The organism is Plantactinospora sp. ZYX-F-223 (genome assembly GCF_039649625.1).
GTDB lineage: Bacteria > Actinomycetota > Actinomycetes > Mycobacteriales > Micromonosporaceae > Plantactinospora.
On the sequence record NZ_JBDJAV010000010.1, the window covers coordinates 142,317 to 156,494 of the forward strand.

Annotated in this window: 26 protein-coding genes; all 26 read right to left on the reverse strand. The window is 69.0% G+C overall.

The annotated features are described in order from the left end of the window. Window positions 1-185: 185 nt before the first annotated feature. The 26 genes from rpmJ to rplC all read right to left on the reverse strand — a co-directional run bounded on the left by rpmJ (window position 186) and on the right by rplC (window position 14,174). Complete coding sequence (gene rpmJ, locus AAH979_RS12825; protein WP_012184307.1) at window positions 186-299, reverse strand: 50S ribosomal protein L36; 114 nt, start codon at window positions 297-299, stop codon at window positions 186-188. Between the two features lie 127 nt (window positions 300-426). Further along, window positions 427-648 carry a translation initiation factor IF-1 gene (infA, locus tag AAH979_RS12830; RefSeq protein WP_007073013.1) on the reverse strand — a complete coding sequence of 74 codons (222 nt, stop codon included), beginning with the start codon at window positions 646-648 and terminating at the stop codon, window positions 427-429. 214 nt (window positions 649-862) lie between these two features. Next, window positions 863-1,450 (reverse strand): DUF1707 domain-containing protein, encoded by a 588-nt coding sequence (locus AAH979_RS12835; RefSeq protein WP_346258304.1) that lies wholly within the window; start codon window positions 1,448-1,450, stop codon window positions 863-865. Between the two features lie 61 nt (window positions 1,451-1,511). After that, on the reverse strand, window positions 1,512-2,363 hold the full coding sequence (gene map / locus AAH979_RS12840) for a type I methionyl aminopeptidase (RefSeq protein WP_346258305.1): 852 nt from the start codon (window positions 2,361-2,363) through the stop codon (window positions 1,512-1,514). Window positions 2,364-2,373: 10 nt separating this feature from the next. Then, window positions 2,374-3,027, reverse strand: a complete 654-nt coding sequence (locus AAH979_RS12845) for an adenylate kinase (protein WP_318395945.1) — start codon at window positions 3,025-3,027, stop codon at window positions 2,374-2,376. Next, a complete protein-coding gene (secY, locus tag AAH979_RS12850; RefSeq protein ID WP_346258306.1) occupies window positions 3,028-4,359 on the reverse strand; it encodes a preprotein translocase subunit SecY in 1,332 nt (443 codons plus the stop codon). It lies immediately after the preceding gene. A gap of 234 nt (window positions 4,360-4,593) precedes the next feature. Then, the gene (rplO, locus tag AAH979_RS12855; protein WP_101368131.1) at window positions 4,594-5,037 is read right to left on the reverse strand and encodes a 50S ribosomal protein L15; all 444 of its coding nucleotides are present in this window, start codon (window positions 5,035-5,037) and stop codon (window positions 4,594-4,596) included. Then, complete coding sequence (rpmD, locus tag AAH979_RS12860) at window positions 5,037-5,219, reverse strand: 50S ribosomal protein L30 (RefSeq protein WP_013735939.1); 183 nt, start codon at window positions 5,217-5,219, stop codon at window positions 5,037-5,039. Before rpmD ends, rplO begins: the two co-directional genes overlap by 1 nt. After that, entirely contained in the window at window positions 5,219-5,833 is a 615-nt protein-coding gene (gene rpsE / locus AAH979_RS12865; RefSeq protein ID WP_101368132.1) for a 30S ribosomal protein S5, read from the reverse strand. The genes rpmD and rpsE overlap by 1 nt, the downstream gene beginning before the upstream one ends. A 29-nt stretch (window positions 5,834-5,862) precedes the next feature. Then, a complete protein-coding gene (rplR, locus tag AAH979_RS12870; RefSeq protein ID WP_346258362.1) occupies window positions 5,863-6,240 on the reverse strand; it encodes a 50S ribosomal protein L18 in 378 nt (125 codons plus the stop codon). Window positions 6,241-6,313: 73 nt separating this feature from the next. After that, complete coding sequence (gene rplF, locus AAH979_RS12875) at window positions 6,314-6,856, reverse strand: 50S ribosomal protein L6 (protein ID WP_346258307.1); 543 nt, start codon at window positions 6,854-6,856, stop codon at window positions 6,314-6,316. A 16-nt stretch (window positions 6,857-6,872) separates the two neighbouring features. Next, window positions 6,873-7,280, reverse strand: a complete 408-nt coding sequence (gene rpsH / locus AAH979_RS12880) for a 30S ribosomal protein S8 (protein ID WP_093403619.1) — start codon at window positions 7,278-7,280, stop codon at window positions 6,873-6,875. Between the two features lie 154 nt (window positions 7,281-7,434). Beyond that, window positions 7,435-7,620, reverse strand: coding sequence for a type Z 30S ribosomal protein S14 (locus AAH979_RS12885; RefSeq protein WP_007073023.1), 186 nt, complete (start codon window positions 7,618-7,620; stop codon window positions 7,435-7,437). A gap of 1 nt (window position 7,621) precedes the next feature. Further along, window positions 7,622-8,188: a 50S ribosomal protein L5 gene (gene rplE, locus AAH979_RS12890; protein WP_318395948.1), complete on the reverse strand. Its 567-nt coding sequence runs from the start codon at window positions 8,186-8,188 to the stop codon at window positions 7,622-7,624. Continuing rightward, window positions 8,188-8,502: a 50S ribosomal protein L24 gene (gene rplX / locus AAH979_RS12895; protein WP_278064264.1), complete on the reverse strand. Its 315-nt coding sequence runs from the start codon at window positions 8,500-8,502 to the stop codon at window positions 8,188-8,190. The genes rplE and rplX overlap by 1 nt, the downstream gene beginning before the upstream one ends. Before the next feature lie 82 nt (window positions 8,503-8,584). Continuing rightward, entirely contained in the window at window positions 8,585-8,953 is a 369-nt protein-coding gene (gene rplN, locus AAH979_RS12900; RefSeq protein ID WP_007073026.1) for a 50S ribosomal protein L14, read from the reverse strand. A 113-nt stretch (window positions 8,954-9,066) separates the two neighbouring features. Continuing rightward, window positions 9,067-9,348 carry a 30S ribosomal protein S17 gene (gene rpsQ, locus AAH979_RS12905; protein ID WP_346258308.1) on the reverse strand — a complete coding sequence of 94 codons (282 nt, stop codon included), beginning with the start codon at window positions 9,346-9,348 and terminating at the stop codon, window positions 9,067-9,069. Next, window positions 9,345-9,581, reverse strand: a complete 237-nt coding sequence (gene rpmC, locus AAH979_RS12910; RefSeq protein WP_107260894.1) for a 50S ribosomal protein L29 — start codon at window positions 9,579-9,581, stop codon at window positions 9,345-9,347. The genes rpsQ and rpmC overlap by 4 nt, the downstream gene beginning before the upstream one ends. Further along, window positions 9,581-10,006: a 50S ribosomal protein L16 gene (gene rplP / locus AAH979_RS12915; RefSeq protein WP_346258309.1), complete on the reverse strand. Its 426-nt coding sequence runs from the start codon at window positions 10,004-10,006 to the stop codon at window positions 9,581-9,583. The genes rpmC and rplP overlap by 1 nt, the downstream gene beginning before the upstream one ends. 3 nt (window positions 10,007-10,009) lie before the next feature. Beyond that, window positions 10,010-10,888: a 30S ribosomal protein S3 gene (rpsC, locus tag AAH979_RS12920; protein ID WP_346258310.1), complete on the reverse strand. Its 879-nt coding sequence runs from the start codon at window positions 10,886-10,888 to the stop codon at window positions 10,010-10,012. Continuing rightward, on the reverse strand, window positions 10,888-11,376 hold the full coding sequence (gene rplV / locus AAH979_RS12925) for a 50S ribosomal protein L22 (RefSeq protein WP_318395951.1): 489 nt from the start codon (window positions 11,374-11,376) through the stop codon (window positions 10,888-10,890). The genes rpsC and rplV overlap by 1 nt, the downstream gene beginning before the upstream one ends. Before the next feature lie 37 nt (window positions 11,377-11,413). Further along, window positions 11,414-11,695 (reverse strand): 30S ribosomal protein S19, encoded by a 282-nt coding sequence (gene rpsS / locus AAH979_RS12930; RefSeq protein ID WP_101368142.1) that lies wholly within the window; start codon window positions 11,693-11,695, stop codon window positions 11,414-11,416. Window positions 11,696-11,710: 15 nt separating this feature from the next. Further along, on the reverse strand, window positions 11,711-12,550 hold the full coding sequence (rplB, locus tag AAH979_RS12935; protein ID WP_346258311.1) for a 50S ribosomal protein L2: 840 nt from the start codon (window positions 12,548-12,550) through the stop codon (window positions 11,711-11,713). A 12-nt stretch (window positions 12,551-12,562) separates the two neighbouring features. Then, window positions 12,563-12,865, reverse strand: a complete 303-nt coding sequence (gene rplW, locus AAH979_RS12940) for a 50S ribosomal protein L23 (protein ID WP_101368144.1) — start codon at window positions 12,863-12,865, stop codon at window positions 12,563-12,565. Further along, a complete protein-coding gene (rplD, locus tag AAH979_RS12945) occupies window positions 12,862-13,515 on the reverse strand; it encodes a 50S ribosomal protein L4 (RefSeq protein WP_318395952.1) in 654 nt (217 codons plus the stop codon). Before rplD ends, rplW begins: the two co-directional genes overlap by 4 nt. Next, entirely contained in the window at window positions 13,512-14,174 is a 663-nt protein-coding gene (gene rplC / locus AAH979_RS12950; RefSeq protein WP_346258312.1) for a 50S ribosomal protein L3, read from the reverse strand. The genes rplD and rplC overlap by 4 nt, the downstream gene beginning before the upstream one ends. Between the last annotated feature and the right edge of the window lie 4 nt (window positions 14,175-14,178).

Below are 14,178 nucleotides of genomic sequence, written 5' to 3' on the forward strand. Positions count from 1 at the left end.
TACCCGCCCCACCCCGCCTGCCCAAACCTGCGGGCCCCGGCCTCCGACCGGGGGTCGGCCACGACTGCGTTCTCGCTGGGCGATCTCGCGGCTCGCGGCTGGGACGAGCTTGTGTTGTTGTACGGGATCTGCGGCCCGGACCCACCGTCGATGCCGCCGGCTCGTCACCGGCCGGCGGTCGCGGATCAGCCCTGGCGCTGCTTGTGGCGCGGGTCGGTGCAGATGACCATGACCCGGCCGTGCCGGCGGATCACCCGGCACTTGTTGCAGATCCTCTTGACGCTCGGCTTGACCTTCACGGTTGCCTTACTTTCCCATCTGTGCCCGGCAGCGCGCTGACGCCGTCGAGTCTTGAGGACGGACACGGACACCCGGCCGTCGTCAGGCAGTTCACGAAGCCCGGACCGGCAGCCGGCCCGGCGACGTTCACTTGTAGCGGTAGACGATGCGCCCTCGGGTCAGGTCGTACGGCGAAAGTTCGACGACGACCCGGTCCTCGGGCAGGATGCGGATGTAGTGCTGCCGCATCTTGCCGCTGATGTGAGCCAGCACCTTGTGGCCGTTGGCGAGTTCCACCCGGAACATGGCGTTCGGGAGTGGCTCGATCACTCGGCCCTCGATCTCGATGGCTCCGTCTTTTTTCGGCATGTCCTCCGCTGTCCTGACGTCGGTTACTCCGGACGGCTCACAACGCCTTTCCCGGACGGAGAACATCCGAGCCAGCCGCGGCTCCGGCCCCACCGAAGCGCGGGTGGGCATGCCGGAGTGGACGCTGTGCGCCGATCAGCCAGTGTACGCGCGCCCGCACGCCAGCGCCAACCCGGGACCCCGGGGGTCGCCGGATCGGACGAACGCGACTATATCAGGCGGGTTCCTCCTGGCCGGCCTGCTCGTCCCGCCGGCGTTTCCGCTCCTCCACCCGGGCCCGCTTCTCGATCTTCGCCCGTTCCTTAGCCGCCTGCTTCGCCGCCTGCTTGGCGGCCCAGCGCTGCGGCTCCCCCTTCGCCAGACCCGTGACGGTACCGACCAGCAGCAGCGCGCCGAGCGGCCCAGCTACCCAGCCCGGCCAGAAGTAGAGGAAGTCGGTCGCCAGCACCGAGGTTACCGCCCAGATCGCGACGACGATGCCGACCAGGCCGAAGTAGCCGTCCCAGGTGTCGGCCAGCCAGGCCCGGGTGGCGCCCGGATACCGGCCGTCGGGTCCGGGGCGGAGCACCGGCCGCTTCGGGTCGCCGGTCGGCACCAGCTGGGCCTGGTCGACCGGCACCGTCCCCGGCAGGTCGGTGAGGAGCCCGTCGAGGTCTCCGTACGTCTTCGCGGCGTACGCCCGCTGCAGCCGGTCGTCGTACTCGCCCAGGTCGAGGCGGCCCTCGTTCAGTGCCCGCAGGAGCTGGTCGGCCACGGCCGCTCGGTCGGAGTCCGCAGCACGCATCTCGTCCCGCCGGTCCATGACTACGAGGATGCCACTGCGGGTCCAGCCCCGCCTACCCCGCACAGGCCGGCGGCGGCCGTCAGCCGGCCGAGGACCTGGCCGGTTCCCGGGCGGTGACCAGGTCGCCGAGCCGGGCCCGGCCGCCGTCCGGCGCGGTCAGTACCCAGACACCGTCGTCCAGCAGCGCCATCGTGTGCTCGACGTGGGCCGCGATCGACCCGTCGCGGCTGATCACCGTCCAGCCGTCGTCCAGCTCCACCGTGCGAGGGGACCCCATCGTCACCATCGGCTCGATCGCCAGCGCCATCCCCGGCACCAGCCGGGGGCCACGCCCGGGCCGGCCGTGGTTCAACACGTGCGGGTCCTGGTGCATCTCGGTGCCGATGCCGTGCCCGCCGTACCCCTCGACGATGCCGTACCGGCCGGCGGCCCGGACCGCGCGCTCGACCGCGTACGAGATGTCGGTCAGCCGGCCGCGACCGCTGAGCATGCCGCGCGCCGCGGCCCGGATCCCCGCCCACATCGCGTCCTCGGCGGCCTCGGCCATCCGGAGCAGTTCGGGACGGACCTCGCCGACCCCGACCGTGATCGCGGCGTCGCCGTGCCAGCCGTCGAGGATGGCACCGCAGTCGATCGAGATCAGGTCGCCGTCCCGGAGCACCTGGGTCGGTGCCGGGATGGCGTGCACGATCTGCTCGTTGACCGAGGAGCAGATCGACGCCGGATAGCCGTGGTAGCCCTTGAACGAGGGCGTGCCGCCGGCCTCCCGGATCACCGACTCGGCGATCGCGTCGAGGTCGGCGGTGGAGACGCCGGGGGCCACGGCCGCCCGCATCCGCTCCAGGGCCGCCGCGACGACGAGCCCGGCGGCGCGCATCAGCTCGATCTGCTCCGGGGTCTTCAGCTGGATGTCCAGCTGGGGACGGCGCATGGTGCCCAGCCTATCCGCCGTACGACCGCAGGGCGTCGATAGCCCGGACGGTGACGTCCTCCACCGGCCCGGTGGCGTCGATGCCGACGAGCTTGCCCTGCGCACCGTAGTAGTCGATCAACGGTGCGGTCTTGCTGGCGTACTCGCGCAGCCGCTCGGCGATCGTCTCGGCCTTGTCGTCGTCGCGCTGGAACAGCTCCCCGCCGCAGCGGTCACAGAGCCCCTCGACCGAGGAGGGGTCGAACTCGATGTGCCAGACCTTGCCGCAGCCCCGGCAGGTACGCCGGCCGGACAGCCGCCGGATGACCTCGTCGTCGTCGACCACCAGCTCCATCACCAGGTCGAGCGCGGTGCCGAGATCGGCCAGCAGCTTGTCCAGCGCGGCGGCCTGCGGAGTGGTCCGCGGGAAGCCGTCGAGCAGGAACCCCTCGGCCGCGTCCGGTTCGGCGAGCCGATCCCGGACCATGTTGATCGTCACCTCGTCCGGCACCAGCTTGCCGGCGTCCATGTAGCGCTTCGCCTCGACACCGAGGGGGGTGCCCTGCGACACGTTGGCCCGGAAGATGTCCCCCGTCGAGATCTTGGGCACGGCGAGGTGGGCGGCGATGAACTCGGCCTGGGTCCCCTTGCCCGCCCCGGGGGGACCGACCAGAACGAGTCGCATCTACCGCAGGAACCCTTCGTAGTTCCGCTGCATGAGCTGGCTCTCGATCTGCTTCACCGTCTCCAGCCCGACGCCGACCATGATCAGCACGGCCGTGCCACCGAACGGGAAGTTCTGGAACTGCTGGTTGTCCAGCCAGATGAAGAAGAAGTTCGGCAGGATCGAGATCAGGCCCAGGTAGAGCGCGCCGGGGAGGGTGATCCGGCTCAGGATGAAGTCGAGGTAGTCGGCGGTCGGCTTGCCGGGCCGGATGCCCGGAACGAACCCGCCGTACTTCTTCATGTTGTCCGCGACCTCGGTCGGGTTGAACGTGATCGAGACGTAGAAGTACGTGAAGAAGATGATCAGCAGGAAGTACACGCTGATGTAGGTGGGGCTGTCCGGCTGCACGAGGTGGTTCTGCACCCAGGTCTGCCAGCCGTTGAGGTTGTTCTGGTCGAAGAACTGGAGCAGCAGCGACGGCAGGTAGAGCAGCGACGAGCCGAAGATGACCGGGATCACACCCGCCTGGTTGACCTTCAGCGGGATGTAGGTGGAGGTGCCGCCGTACATCCGCCGGCCGATCATGCGCTTGGCGTACTGGACCGGGATGCGGCGCTGCGCCTGCTCGATGAAGACGACCGCAGTGATGACCACCAGGACCAGCACCAGCACCAGGCCGAACATCGCCCAGCCCTTGTTGTTCTTGATGGTCCAGCCCTCGCTGGGCAGCCGGGCGGCGATCGAGGTGAAGATCAGCACCGACATGCCGTTGCCGACGCCCCGGTCGGTGATCAGCTCGCCGAGCCACATCACCACACCGGTACCGGCGGTCATCGTGATCACCAGAACGGTCACGGTCAGCCAGGTCGGCAGGCCGGTGCCCTCCGGGATGATCGGGAACTCCTGGCACATCCCGTTGAAGAGCTGGCCGGAGCGGGCCAGCGCCACGAACGCCGACGCCTGCAGGATGCCCAGGCCCAGGGTGAGGTAGCGGGTGTACTGCGTGATCTTCGCCTGACCGGCCTGGCCCTCCTTGCGGAGCTGCTCCAACCGCGGGATGACCACGGTGAGCAGCTGCAGGATGATCGAGGCGGTGATGTAGGGCATGATGCCCAGCGCGAAGACCGACAGCGAGAGCAGCGCGCCGCCGGAGAAGAGGTTGAGCAGGTTGAAGACGCCGTTGCCCTCGCCGTCCTCCATGGTCTCGATGCACTTCTGCACGTTGCCGTAGGAGACGCCGGGGCTGGGCAGTGTCGCACCGAGCCGGTAGACCGCGATGATGCCTACTGTGAACAGCAGCTTCTTGCGCAGGTCAGGCGTGCGGAACGCACTGAGAAAGGCGGAGAGCAACTTCTTCCTCCTGCGCGAGGCGGCCGCCGGTGGTTCGTGGCGGGACGGGGTGGTTGTCGGGCGATCGACCCGATACCCATAGCTGGGATCGGACTCTAACAGTCCGGCGCGCTTCCGGGCAGATCCACCCGGAGAGCATTCACCGCTTCCGATATTAACGGGACGATTGGCCCGCTAGTAGCCGTGGCGCCCGCCAGTTGCCGTGAACTGGGCGAGCGCCTCGACCGCGACGTCCTACAGCTCCGTCACCGAGCCGCCGGCAGCGGTGATCTTCTCCTTGGCCGACGCGCTGAACGCGTGCGCCGACACCTGGAGGGCGACCCCGCCCAGCTCCCCGGTACCGAGAACCTTCACCGGCTGCCCCTTGCGGACGGCGCCGGCCTGGACCAGCTCCTGCGGACCGACCTGGCCGCCCTCCGGGAACAACTCGGCGAGCCGGTCCAGGTTGACCACCTGGAACACGACCTTGAACTTGTTCTTGAAGCCCTTCAGCTTCGGCAGCCGCATGTGGATGGGCATCTGCCCACCCTCGAAGGCCGCCGAGATGTTCTTCCGGGCCTTGGAACCCTTGGTACCGCGACCGGCGGTCTTCCCCTTGGAACCCTCACCGCGACCCACCCGGGTCTTCTCGGTCTTGGCTCCGGGGGCCGGGCGCAGGTGGTGGACCTTGATCGTCATTACTCGACCTCCTCGACCTTCACGAGGTGGCTCACGGTGAAGATCATGCCCCGAATCTCGGGACGGTCCTCCTTGACCACCACGTCGTTGATCCGCTTGAGACCGAGCGACCGCAGCGACTCGCGCTGGTTGTGCTTGGTCCCGATGCCGGACCGGACCTGGGTCACCTTCAGGCGTGCCATCAGGCCGTCACCCCCGCCTGGGCCGCCAGCATGGCGGCCGGGGCGACGTCCTCGACCGGCAGGCCCCGACGCTTCGCGACCGCCTCCGGCGACTCCAGCCCCTTCAGGGCCGCCACCGTGGCGTGCACGATGTTGATCGGGTTGGACGAGCCGAGGCTCTTGGAGAGCACATCGTGGATGCCCGCGCACTCCAGCACGGCCCGGACCGGACCACCGGCGATGACGCCCGTACCGGCGCTGGCCGGCTTGAGCAGCACCACACCAGCGGCGTCCTCGCCCGTCACCGGGTGCGGGATCGAGGCACCGATCCGGGGCACCTTGAAGAAGTGCTTCTTGGCCTCCTCGACGCCCTTGGCGATCGCCGCGGGCACCTCCTTGGCCTTCCCGTAGCCCACACCGACCGTGCCGTCGCCGTCGCCCACGATCACCAGGGCGGTGAAGCTGAAGCGACGACCGCCCTTCACGACCTTGGCAACCCGGTTGATGGCGACGACCCGCTCAAGGTGCGGCGTCTTCTCGGCGGGCGCGTTTCCGCGACCGCCCTCACGGCGGTTGTCGCGGCGACCACCCTCGTTGCCACCGGACCCGCCGCCACGGCGCTGTTGACCTGGCATCAGCAGCCTTCCTCTCTCTCGTGACGGGGTTAGAACTCGAGCCCGGCTTCGCGGGCCGCGTCGGCCAGCGCGGCGATCCGCCCCGCGTACTGGTTGCCACCGCGGTCGAAGACGACCTTGGAGATCCCGGCCGCCTTGGCCCGCTCGGCGACGAGCGCGCCGACCTTGCCGGCCAGGGCGCTCTTGTCGCCCTCGGCGCCCCGGATCGAGTCGTCCATGGTCGAGGCGTAGACCAGCGTGTGGCCCTTGCCGTCGTCCACGATCTGCGCGGTGATGTGCCGCAGCGAGCGGGTGACCACGAGACGCGGCCGCTCGGCGGTGCCGACGACGGTCTTGCGGACCCGGAAGTGCCGACGCGCCCGCCCGATGGCGCGCTTGGCGGCAACCCCGCGGCGGCGCTTGAGCAGTGTGGCGGTCACTTCTTACCTGCCTTTCTCTCAGCCTTGCGGCCGACGGATGACCTCGCCCTGCCGTTGGCGGTCACTTCTTGCCCGCCTTTCCGGCCTTGCGCCGAATGACCTCGCCCTGGTACTTCACGCCCTTGCCCTTGTACGGCTCCGGCGGGCGGATCTTGCGGATGTTGGCGGCGACCTCGCCGACCTGCTGCTTGTCGATGCCGGCCACGTGGAACAGGGTGGGCCGCTCGACCGTGAAGGTGATCCCGGCCGGGGCCTTCACCTGCACCGGGTGCGAGAACCCGAGCGCGAACTCCAGGTCGCTGCCCTTGGCGGTGACCCGGTAACCGGTGCCGGCGATCTCCAGGGTCTTGCGGTAGCCCTCGGTCACCCCGGTGATCATGTTCGCCACCAGCGTACGGCTCAGGCCGTGCAACTCCTTGGCCTTGCGCTCGTCGTTCGGCCGGCTGACGTGCAGCTGGCCGTCCTCGCCCCGCTCGGCCGTGATCGGCTCGGCCAGGGTGTGCGACAGCTCGCCCTTCGGCCCCTTGACCTTGACGGTCGAGCCGTCGATGGTCACCTCGACGCCGGACGGCACCGGGATCGACTTACGTCCAATACGCGACATTTCTCTCTGTCTCCCGTTACCAGACGAAGGCGAGGACTTCCCCGCCAACGCTCCGCTTGCGGGCCTGCCGGTCGGTCAGCAGCCCCTGGGACGTCGAAATGATCGCCACGCCCAGTCCACCGAGCACCCGCGGGAGCCCGTCCGACTTGGCGTACACCCGGAGGCCGGGCTTGGACACGCGCTTGATGCCGGCCAGGCTCCGCTCGCGGTTCTGGCCGTACTTAAGCTCGACGACCAGTCGCTTGCCGACGGCGCCCTCCTCGGGCTCCTCGACCGCCCAGGTCGCGATGTAGCCCTCGGACTTGAGGACCTCGGCGATGTTCGCCTTGATCTTCGAGTAGGGCATCGTCACCCGGTCGTGGTACGCCTGGTTGGCGTTACGCAGACGCGTCAGCATGTCTGCGATCGGGTCGGTCATCGTCATGGATCTCGTCAGCCTTTCTCGCCGGGGTTCCCGGGGCATTGACCCGGGCCTACGGCGTTGCGATCCTCGCCCCGGATATCGGTCGGGACGTGGCTGGGCCCAAAGCGGGTGGCGTTGCGGTGCTCGCTCCGCCACCCACGGATGGGGCGCAGTGTCACCAGGAAGCCTTCGACACGCCGGGCAGCTCACCGCGGTGGGCCATCTCCCGGATGCAGACCCGGCAGAGGCCGAACTTGCGGTAGACCGCCTTCGGCCGCCCGCAACGCTGGCAGCGGGTGTACGCGCGAACCGAGAACTTCGGCTTCGCGGCGGCCTTGAGGATCAGCGCCTTCTTCGCCATCTCAGTTCTCCTTGAACGGGAAGCCCAGGAGCTTGAGCAGCGCCCGGCCCTCGTCGTCGGTCTTGGCGGTGGTCACCACCGTGATGTCCATGCCCCGTACGCGGTCGATCCGGTCCTGGTCGATCTCGTGGAACACCGACTGCTCGGTCAGGCCGAACGTGTAGTTGCCGTGCCCGTCGAGCTTGCGCCCGTCCAGACCACGGAAGTCCCGGATCCGGGGCAGCGCGATCGAGAGCAGCCGGTCCAGGAACTCCCACATCCGGTCGCCGCGCAGGGTCACCTTGGCGCCGATCGGCATGCCCTCGCGAAGCTTGAACTGCGCGATGGACTTGCGGGCCCGGCGGACCTGCGGCTTCTGGCCGGAGATGGTGGCCAGGTCGCGTACGGCGCCGTCGATCAGCTTCGCGTCCCGGGCAGCCTCGCCGACGCCCATGTTGACGACGATCTTGACCAGGCCGGGCACCTGCATCGGGTTGCCGTACTGGAACTGCTCGCGGAGCTGGCCCACGATCTCTTCGCGGTACCGCTGCTTGAGCCGGGGCAGCGTCTTGGTCTCGGTTGCCGTCATCACAGGTCCTTACCGGTGCTACGCGCGATGCGGACCTTCTGGCCACCCTCGTCGATCCGGTACCCGACCCGCGTCGGGTTGCCGTCGGAGTCCAGGACCATCACGTTCGAGACGTGGATCGCGGCCTCCTGCGTGACGATGCCGCCGGTCTTCGCACCGCGCTGGGTGGTGCGGATGCGGGTGTGCTTCTTGACCCGGTTCACGCCCTCGACCAGGACCTTGTCCTGCCGCGGGTAGGCCGCGATGACCTTGCCCTTGGCACCCTTGTCCTTGCCGGCGATGACGATGACCGTGTCGCCCTTCTTGACCTTCATGCCCGCACCTCCCTCCGGTCGGCGCGTGCCTGAAGGTCACACCGCCTGAGCTTGCTGGTTCCCTCGCTGCGCTCGGTCACGGTCACAACACCTCCGGCGCGAGCGAGATGATCTTCATGAACCGCTTGTCCCGCAGCTCACGGCCTACCGGGCCAAAGATACGGGTACCCCGCGGGTCGCCACCATCCTTGATGATCACGGCTGCGTTCTCGTCGAATCGGATGTACGAGCCGTCCGGCCGCCGCTTCTCCTTCGCGGTGCGGACGACGACCGCCTTGACGACGTCGCCCTTCTTCACACCGGCACCGGGGATGGCGTCCTTGACCGTGGCCACGATGACGTCGCCGATGCTCGCGTAGCGCCGACCGGAGCCACCGAGCACCCGGATGCACAGGATCTCCCGAGCACCCGTGTTGTCGGCGACGCGCAGTCGCGACTCCTGCTGAATCACGTCTATCTCCTATGTCTGCCAGTTCTCAGCCGGCGGTGGATCCGGCCTGCCTTCGTCGACCGAAGTCCCGTGCCGGCTGAGCTTGGCGGAACCCTGAGCCTGCGGTACGGCTCTTACTTGGCCTTCTCGAGGATCTCCACGACCCGCCACCGCTTGGTGGCGGACAGCGGACGGGTCTCCATGAGCAGCACCCGGTCGCCCACGCCGCACGCGTTCTGCTCGTCGTGCGCCTTCAGCTTGCTGGTGCGGCGCATGACCTTGCCGTACAGCGCGTGCTTGACCCGGTCCTCGACCTCGACGACCACGGTCTTTTCCATCTTGTCGCTGACCACGAGGCCCTCGCGGACCTTGCGCTGGGCCCGCGCCTTCGCAGTGGTGGTGGTCTCGTCACTCATGATGCAGTCACCTCAGTCGGCGCGGCCGAAAGCCCAAGCTCACGCTCACGCATGATCGTGTAGATCCGGGCGATCTCCCGGCGGATGACCTGGAGCCGGCGGTTGTTGTCCAGCTGACCGGTCGCCGACTGGACGCGGAGGTTGAACAGCTCCGCCTTGGCCTCCCGGAGCCGGCTCACCAGCTCCTCCTCGGAGAGCTCACGCAGCTCGCTGGCCTTCACGCCCGCGGCCATCAGCTTTCACCCACTTCGCGCGTCACAATGCGGCACTTCATCGGGAGCTTGTGGATCGCGCGACGCATCGCCTCTCGCGCGATCTGCTCGTTGGGGAAGGACATCTCGAAGAGCACCCGCCCCGGCTTGATGTTGGCCACCCACCACTCGGGCGAACCCTTACCGGAACCCATCCGGGTCTCGGCCGGCTTCTTGGTCAGGGCCTGGTCCGGGAAGACCGTGATCCAGACCTTGCCGCCACGCTTGATGTGCCGGGTCATCGCGATACGCGCCGACTCGATCTGCCGGTTGGTCACGTACGCGGGCTCGAGCGCCTGGATTCCGAACTCGCCGAACACCACCCGGGTGCCACCCTTCGCCGCGCCGTGGCGGTCGGGGTGGTGCGGCTTGCGGAAGCCCTTCGGGGGCTTGCGCGGCATCAGCATCTGTCAGCCCTCCTGCGCTGAGCTGTCCGTTCCGGCGGAACCCGCCGGAGTCGCCGCGGCGGTAGCCGGCGCGGCGGTGTCGTTCGTCGCCTCGGCGGGCGTACCGGAGATCTCCGCGGCCGCCGCCCGGCCCGCCTCGGTGCCGCCGGCGGTGGTGCCGGAGGAGCCGGAGCGGCCACGACGCGGCCGCTCGGGACGGTCGCCCCGCTCACGGCGCGGACGTGCCGGACCCGCCTCGGCCGGAGCCTCCCGACCGGGTACGGCGTCGCCCTTGTAGATCCAGACCTTCACGCCGATCCGGCCGAAGGTGGTCCGGGCCTCGAAGAAGCCGTACTCGATGTTGGCCCGCAGCGTGTGCAGCGGCACCCGACCCTCGCGGTAGAACTCGGTACGGCTCATCTCGGCGCCGCCGAGCCGGCCGGAGACCTGCACCCGGATGCCCCGCACGATCGGGTTCTTCATCGCGGACTGCATGGCCTTACGCATCGCCCGCCGGAAGCTGACCCGGCTGGAGAGCTGCTCGGCCACACCCTGGGCGACGAGCTGCGCATCCGACTCCGGGCTCTTCACCTCGAGGATGTTGAGCTGCACCTGCTTGCCGGTCAGCTTCTCCAGCTCGCCACGGATCCGGTCGGCCTCCGCACCCTTACGGCCGATGACGATGCCCGGCCGGGCGGTGTGGATGTCGACCCGGACCCGGTCCCGGGTCCGCTCGATGTCGACCTTGGAGATGCCGGCCCGCTCCAGGCCCTTGGACATCATCCGCCGGATCTTGACGTCCTCGGCGATGTAGTCCTTGTAGAGCTTGTCCGCGTACCAGCGGGACTTCCAGTCGGTCGAGATGCCGAGCCGGAACCCGTGCGGGTGAACCTTCTGACCCATTACTCGGCACCCTCCGTCTTGCTCTGCGTCTCCGCTGCCTCGGTCGTCGGCTCGGCCTCGGCCGGCGCGGTCGCCTTGGCCGGAGCGGCCTTCTTCGCCGCGCCCCGGCCGCCCGGCGCCGCCGGCGCGACGGCCTCCACCACGATGGTGATGTGGCAGGTCCGCTTGCGGATCCGGTACGCCCGGCCCTGCGCCCGCGGCTGGAAGCGCTTCATCGTCGGGCCCTCGTCCACGAACGCCTCGCTGACGAGCAGCGCGTCGGGGTCCAGCCGCTCGTTGTTCTCCGCGTTGGCGATCGCGCTCGCGAGCACCTTGTAAACCTGCTCACTCGCCGCCTGCGGCGCGAACTGCAGCACCGTGAGCGCCTCCTTCGCGGGCAGACCGCGGACGAGGTTGACCACCCGGCGCGCCTTGGTCGGCGAGATGCGCACGTGTCGCGCAACCGCCCGCGCGCCCGGAAGCACCGGAGCGTCGCCCTTTACTGGCATCGCTGAAACCCCTTGATCCTTTATCCGTGGTCGGCGCTCAGCGCCGGCGGCTCTTCCGGTCGTCCTTCTCGTGACCCTTGAACGTGCGGGTCAGCGCAAACTCACCGAGCTTGTGCCCGACCATCGCCTCGGTGATGAACACCGGGACGTGCTTGCGCCCGTCGTGCACGGCGATCGTGTGCCCGAGCATGTCCGGGATGATCGTCGAGCGGCGCGACCAGGTCTTGATGACGTTCTTCGAGCCCTTCTCGTTCTGCGTCTCCACCTTCTTGAGCAGGTGGTCGTCGATGAACGGGCCCTTCTTCAGGCTGCGAGGCATGTCTACCTATCTCCCTTAGCCGCGCTTACGGGTGGCGTAGCGGCGGCGGACGATGAGGCGGTCGCTCGCCTTGCCCTTCTGCCGGGTACGACCCTCGGGCTTACCCTGCGGGTTCACCGGGTGACGACCACCGGAGGTCTTACCCTCACCACCACCGTGCGGGTGGTCGACCGGGTTCATCGCCACACCACGGACGGTCGGGCGGCGGCCCTTCCAGCGCATCCGGCCGGCCTTGCCCCAGTTGATGTTTGACTGGTCGGCGTTGCCGATCTCGCCGACGGTGGCCCGGCAGCGCACGTCCACCCGCCGGATCTCGCCGGAGGGCATCCGCAGCGTGGCGTACGCGCCCTCCCGGCCCAGCAGCTGGATGCCGACGCCGGCCGAGCGGGCCAGCTTGGCGCCGCCGCCGGGACGCAGCTCCACCGCGTGGATCGTGGAACCGACCGGAATGTTGCGCAGCGGCAGGTTGTTGCCCGGCTTGATGTCGGCGCCCGGACCGGACTCGACCCGGTCGCCCTGCTTCAGGTCCTTCGGCGCGATGATGTACCGCTTCTCGCCGTCGGCGTAGTGCAGCAGCGCGATCCGCGCGGTGCGGTTCGGGTCGTACTCGATGTGCGCGACCTTCGCCGGCACGCCGTCCTTGTCGACCCGCTTGAAGTCGATCAGACGGTACTGCCGCTTGTGCCCACCACCGTGGTGCCGCGTGGTGATCCGGCCGTGGGCGTTACGCCCGCCCTTCTTCGGCAGCGGAACCAACAGCGACTTCTCCGGGGTCGACCGGGTGATCTCGGCGAAGTCGGCGACGCTGGAGCCACGCCGGCCCGGCGTCGTCGGCTTGTACTTACGGATAGCCATTGTCTATACCCCTCAGCTGACCGGGCCGCCGAAGGCCTCGATACGGTCACCGTCAGCCAGCTTCACCATCGCCCGCTTGGTGTTCTTGCGCTTGCCGTACCCGGTGCGGGTGCGCTTGCGCTTGCCCTCGCGGTTGAGCGTGTTCACCGTCAGGACGCGCACGTCGAAGATCTGCTGAATCGCGATCTTGATGGCGGTCTTGTTGGCGTCCGGGTGCACCAGGAAGGTGTACCAGTTCTTGTTCAGCTCGCTGTAGCTCTTCTCCGAGACGACCGGCGCGAAGATGATGTCCCGCGGGTCGGCGATGGTGCTCACTTGTCGCTCTCCTCACCCTGCGCCCCACCGCGGACACCCAGGAACTCGTCCAGGGCCTCCTTGGTGAAGACCACGTCGTCGGCCACCAGCACGTCGTACGTGTTGAGCTGGCCGGCCTCCAGCAGGTGCACCCGGGGCTCGTTGCGCAGCGAGAGCCAGTTCAGCTCGTCGGTGCTGCTGAGCACCACCAGCACCCGCTTGGCCTCGGTCGCCTTGCGCAGCGTGGCGAGGGCACCCTTGGTCGACGGCTTGTCGCCGGTGACGAAGGTCTCGACCACGTGCACCTGGCCGCCGCGGGCCCGGTCCGAGAGGGCGCCCCGCAGTGCGGCCGCCTTCATCTTCTTCGGGGTCCGCTGGCTGTAGTCGCGCGGGACCGGCCCGTGCACGACGCCACCGCCGGCGAACTGCGGCGCGCGGATCGAACCCTGCCGGGCCCGACCGGTGCCCTTCTGCTTGTACGGCTTCTTGCCGCCACCGGCGACCTCGCCACGGGTCTTGGTCTTGTGCGTGCCCTGCCGCGCGGCGGCGAGCTGGGCGACCACGACCTGGTGCATCAGCGCGATGTTCGCCTGCACGTCGAAGACCTCGGCGGGCAGCTCGACGGAGCCGCTCGCGGTGCCCTCGGCGGTCAGCACGTCAACGGTGGTCACGCCGCACCGCCCTTCTTCGCGACGGCCTTGGCGGCCGACCGGACCAGCACCAGCGCGCCCTTGGGGCCGGGGATGGCGCCGCGGACCAGCAGCAGGTTGTTCTCCGGGTCCACCGCCTGGATGGTGAGGTTCTGCACGGTGTAGCGCGCCCCACCCATCCGGCCGGCCATCCGGGTGCCCTTGAAGACCCGGCCCGGGGTGGCGCAGGCGCCGATCGAACCGGGCGAGCGGTGCTTGCGCTCGACACCGTGGCTGGCGCGCAGACCGTGGAAGCCGTGCCGCTTCATGGGACCGGCGAAGCCCTTGCCCTTGGTCCGGCCGGTCACGTCGATCGGCGTGCCGACGGCGAACGCCTCGACGCTGACCTCCTGCCCCAGCTCGTAGTCCGCGGCGTCGGTGGTGCGCAGCTCGACGATGTGCCGGCGCGGCGCCACGTTGGCCTTGGCGTAGTGGCCGGTGATCGGCTTCTTGACCTTCCGCGGGTCGACCGCGCCGTACGCCAGCTGGACCGCGGAGTAGCCGTCCTTCTCAGCGGTGCGGACCTGGGTCACGACACACGGTCCGGCCTGCACCACGGTCACCGGGACAACCTTGTTGTTGTCCCAGACCTGGGTCATGCCGAGCTTGGCGCCCAGGATGCCCTTCACTTGCCTGTCCATTAGT

Excerpts from the sequence above, each read along its gene's own strand:
- infA (WP_007073013.1), bottom strand. The coding sequence starts at position 648 with ATGCCGAAAAAAGACGGAGCCATCGAGATCGAGGGCCGAGTGATCGAG.
- AAH979_RS12835 (WP_346258304.1), bottom strand. The coding sequence starts at position 1,450 with ATGGACCGGCGGGACGAGATGCGTGCTGCGGACTCCGACCGAGCGGCC.
- map (WP_346258305.1), bottom strand. The coding sequence starts at position 2,363 with ATGCGCCGTCCCCAGCTGGACATCCAGCTGAAGACCCCGGAGCAGATC.
- AAH979_RS12845 (WP_318395945.1), bottom strand. The coding sequence starts at position 3,027 with ATGCGACTCGTTCTGGTCGGTCCCCCCGGGGCGGGCAAGGGGACCCAG.
- rplO (WP_101368131.1), bottom strand. The coding sequence starts at position 5,037 with ATGACGATCAAGGTCCACCACCTGCGCCCGGCCCCCGGAGCCAAGACC.
- rpmD (WP_013735939.1), bottom strand. The coding sequence starts at position 5,219 with ATGGCACGCCTGAAGGTGACCCAGGTCCGGTCCGGCATCGGGACCAAG.
- rpsE (WP_101368132.1), bottom strand. The coding sequence starts at position 5,833 with ATGCCAGGTCAACAGCGCCGTGGCGGCGGGTCCGGTGGCAACGAGGGT.
- rplF (WP_346258307.1), bottom strand. The coding sequence starts at position 6,856 with ATGTCGCGTATTGGACGTAAGTCGATCCCGGTGCCGTCCGGCGTCGAG.
- rpsH (WP_093403619.1), bottom strand. The coding sequence starts at position 7,280 with ATGACGATGACCGACCCGATCGCAGACATGCTGACGCGTCTGCGTAAC.
- AAH979_RS12885 (WP_007073023.1), bottom strand. The coding sequence starts at position 7,620 with ATGGCGAAGAAGGCGCTGATCCTCAAGGCCGCCGCGAAGCCGAAGTTC.
- rplE (WP_318395948.1), bottom strand. The coding sequence starts at position 8,188 with ATGACGGCAACCGAGACCAAGACGCTGCCCCGGCTCAAGCAGCGGTAC.
- rplX (WP_278064264.1), bottom strand. The coding sequence starts at position 8,502 with ATGAAGGTCAAGAAGGGCGACACGGTCATCGTCATCGCCGGCAAGGAC.
- rpsQ (WP_346258308.1), bottom strand. The coding sequence starts at position 9,348 with ATGAGTGACGAGACCACCACCACTGCGAAGGCGCGGGCCCAGCGCAAG.
- rpmC (WP_107260894.1), bottom strand. The coding sequence starts at position 9,581 with ATGGCCGCGGGCGTGAAGGCCAGCGAGCTGCGTGAGCTCTCCGAGGAG.
- rplP (WP_346258309.1), bottom strand. The coding sequence starts at position 10,006 with ATGCTGATGCCGCGCAAGCCCCCGAAGGGCTTCCGCAAGCCGCACCAC.
- rpsC (WP_346258310.1), bottom strand. The coding sequence starts at position 10,888 with ATGGGTCAGAAGGTTCACCCGCACGGGTTCCGGCTCGGCATCTCGACC.
- rplV (WP_318395951.1), bottom strand. The coding sequence starts at position 11,376 with ATGCCAGTAAAGGGCGACGCTCCGGTGCTTCCGGGCGCGCGGGCGGTT.
- rpsS (WP_101368142.1), bottom strand. The coding sequence starts at position 11,695 with ATGCCTCGCAGCCTGAAGAAGGGCCCGTTCATCGACGACCACCTGCTC.
- rplB (WP_346258311.1), bottom strand. The coding sequence starts at position 12,550 with ATGGCTATCCGTAAGTACAAGCCGACGACGCCGGGCCGGCGTGGCTCC.
- rplC (WP_346258312.1), bottom strand. The coding sequence starts at position 14,174 with ATGGACAGGCAAGTGAAGGGCATCCTGGGCGCCAAGCTCGGCATGACC.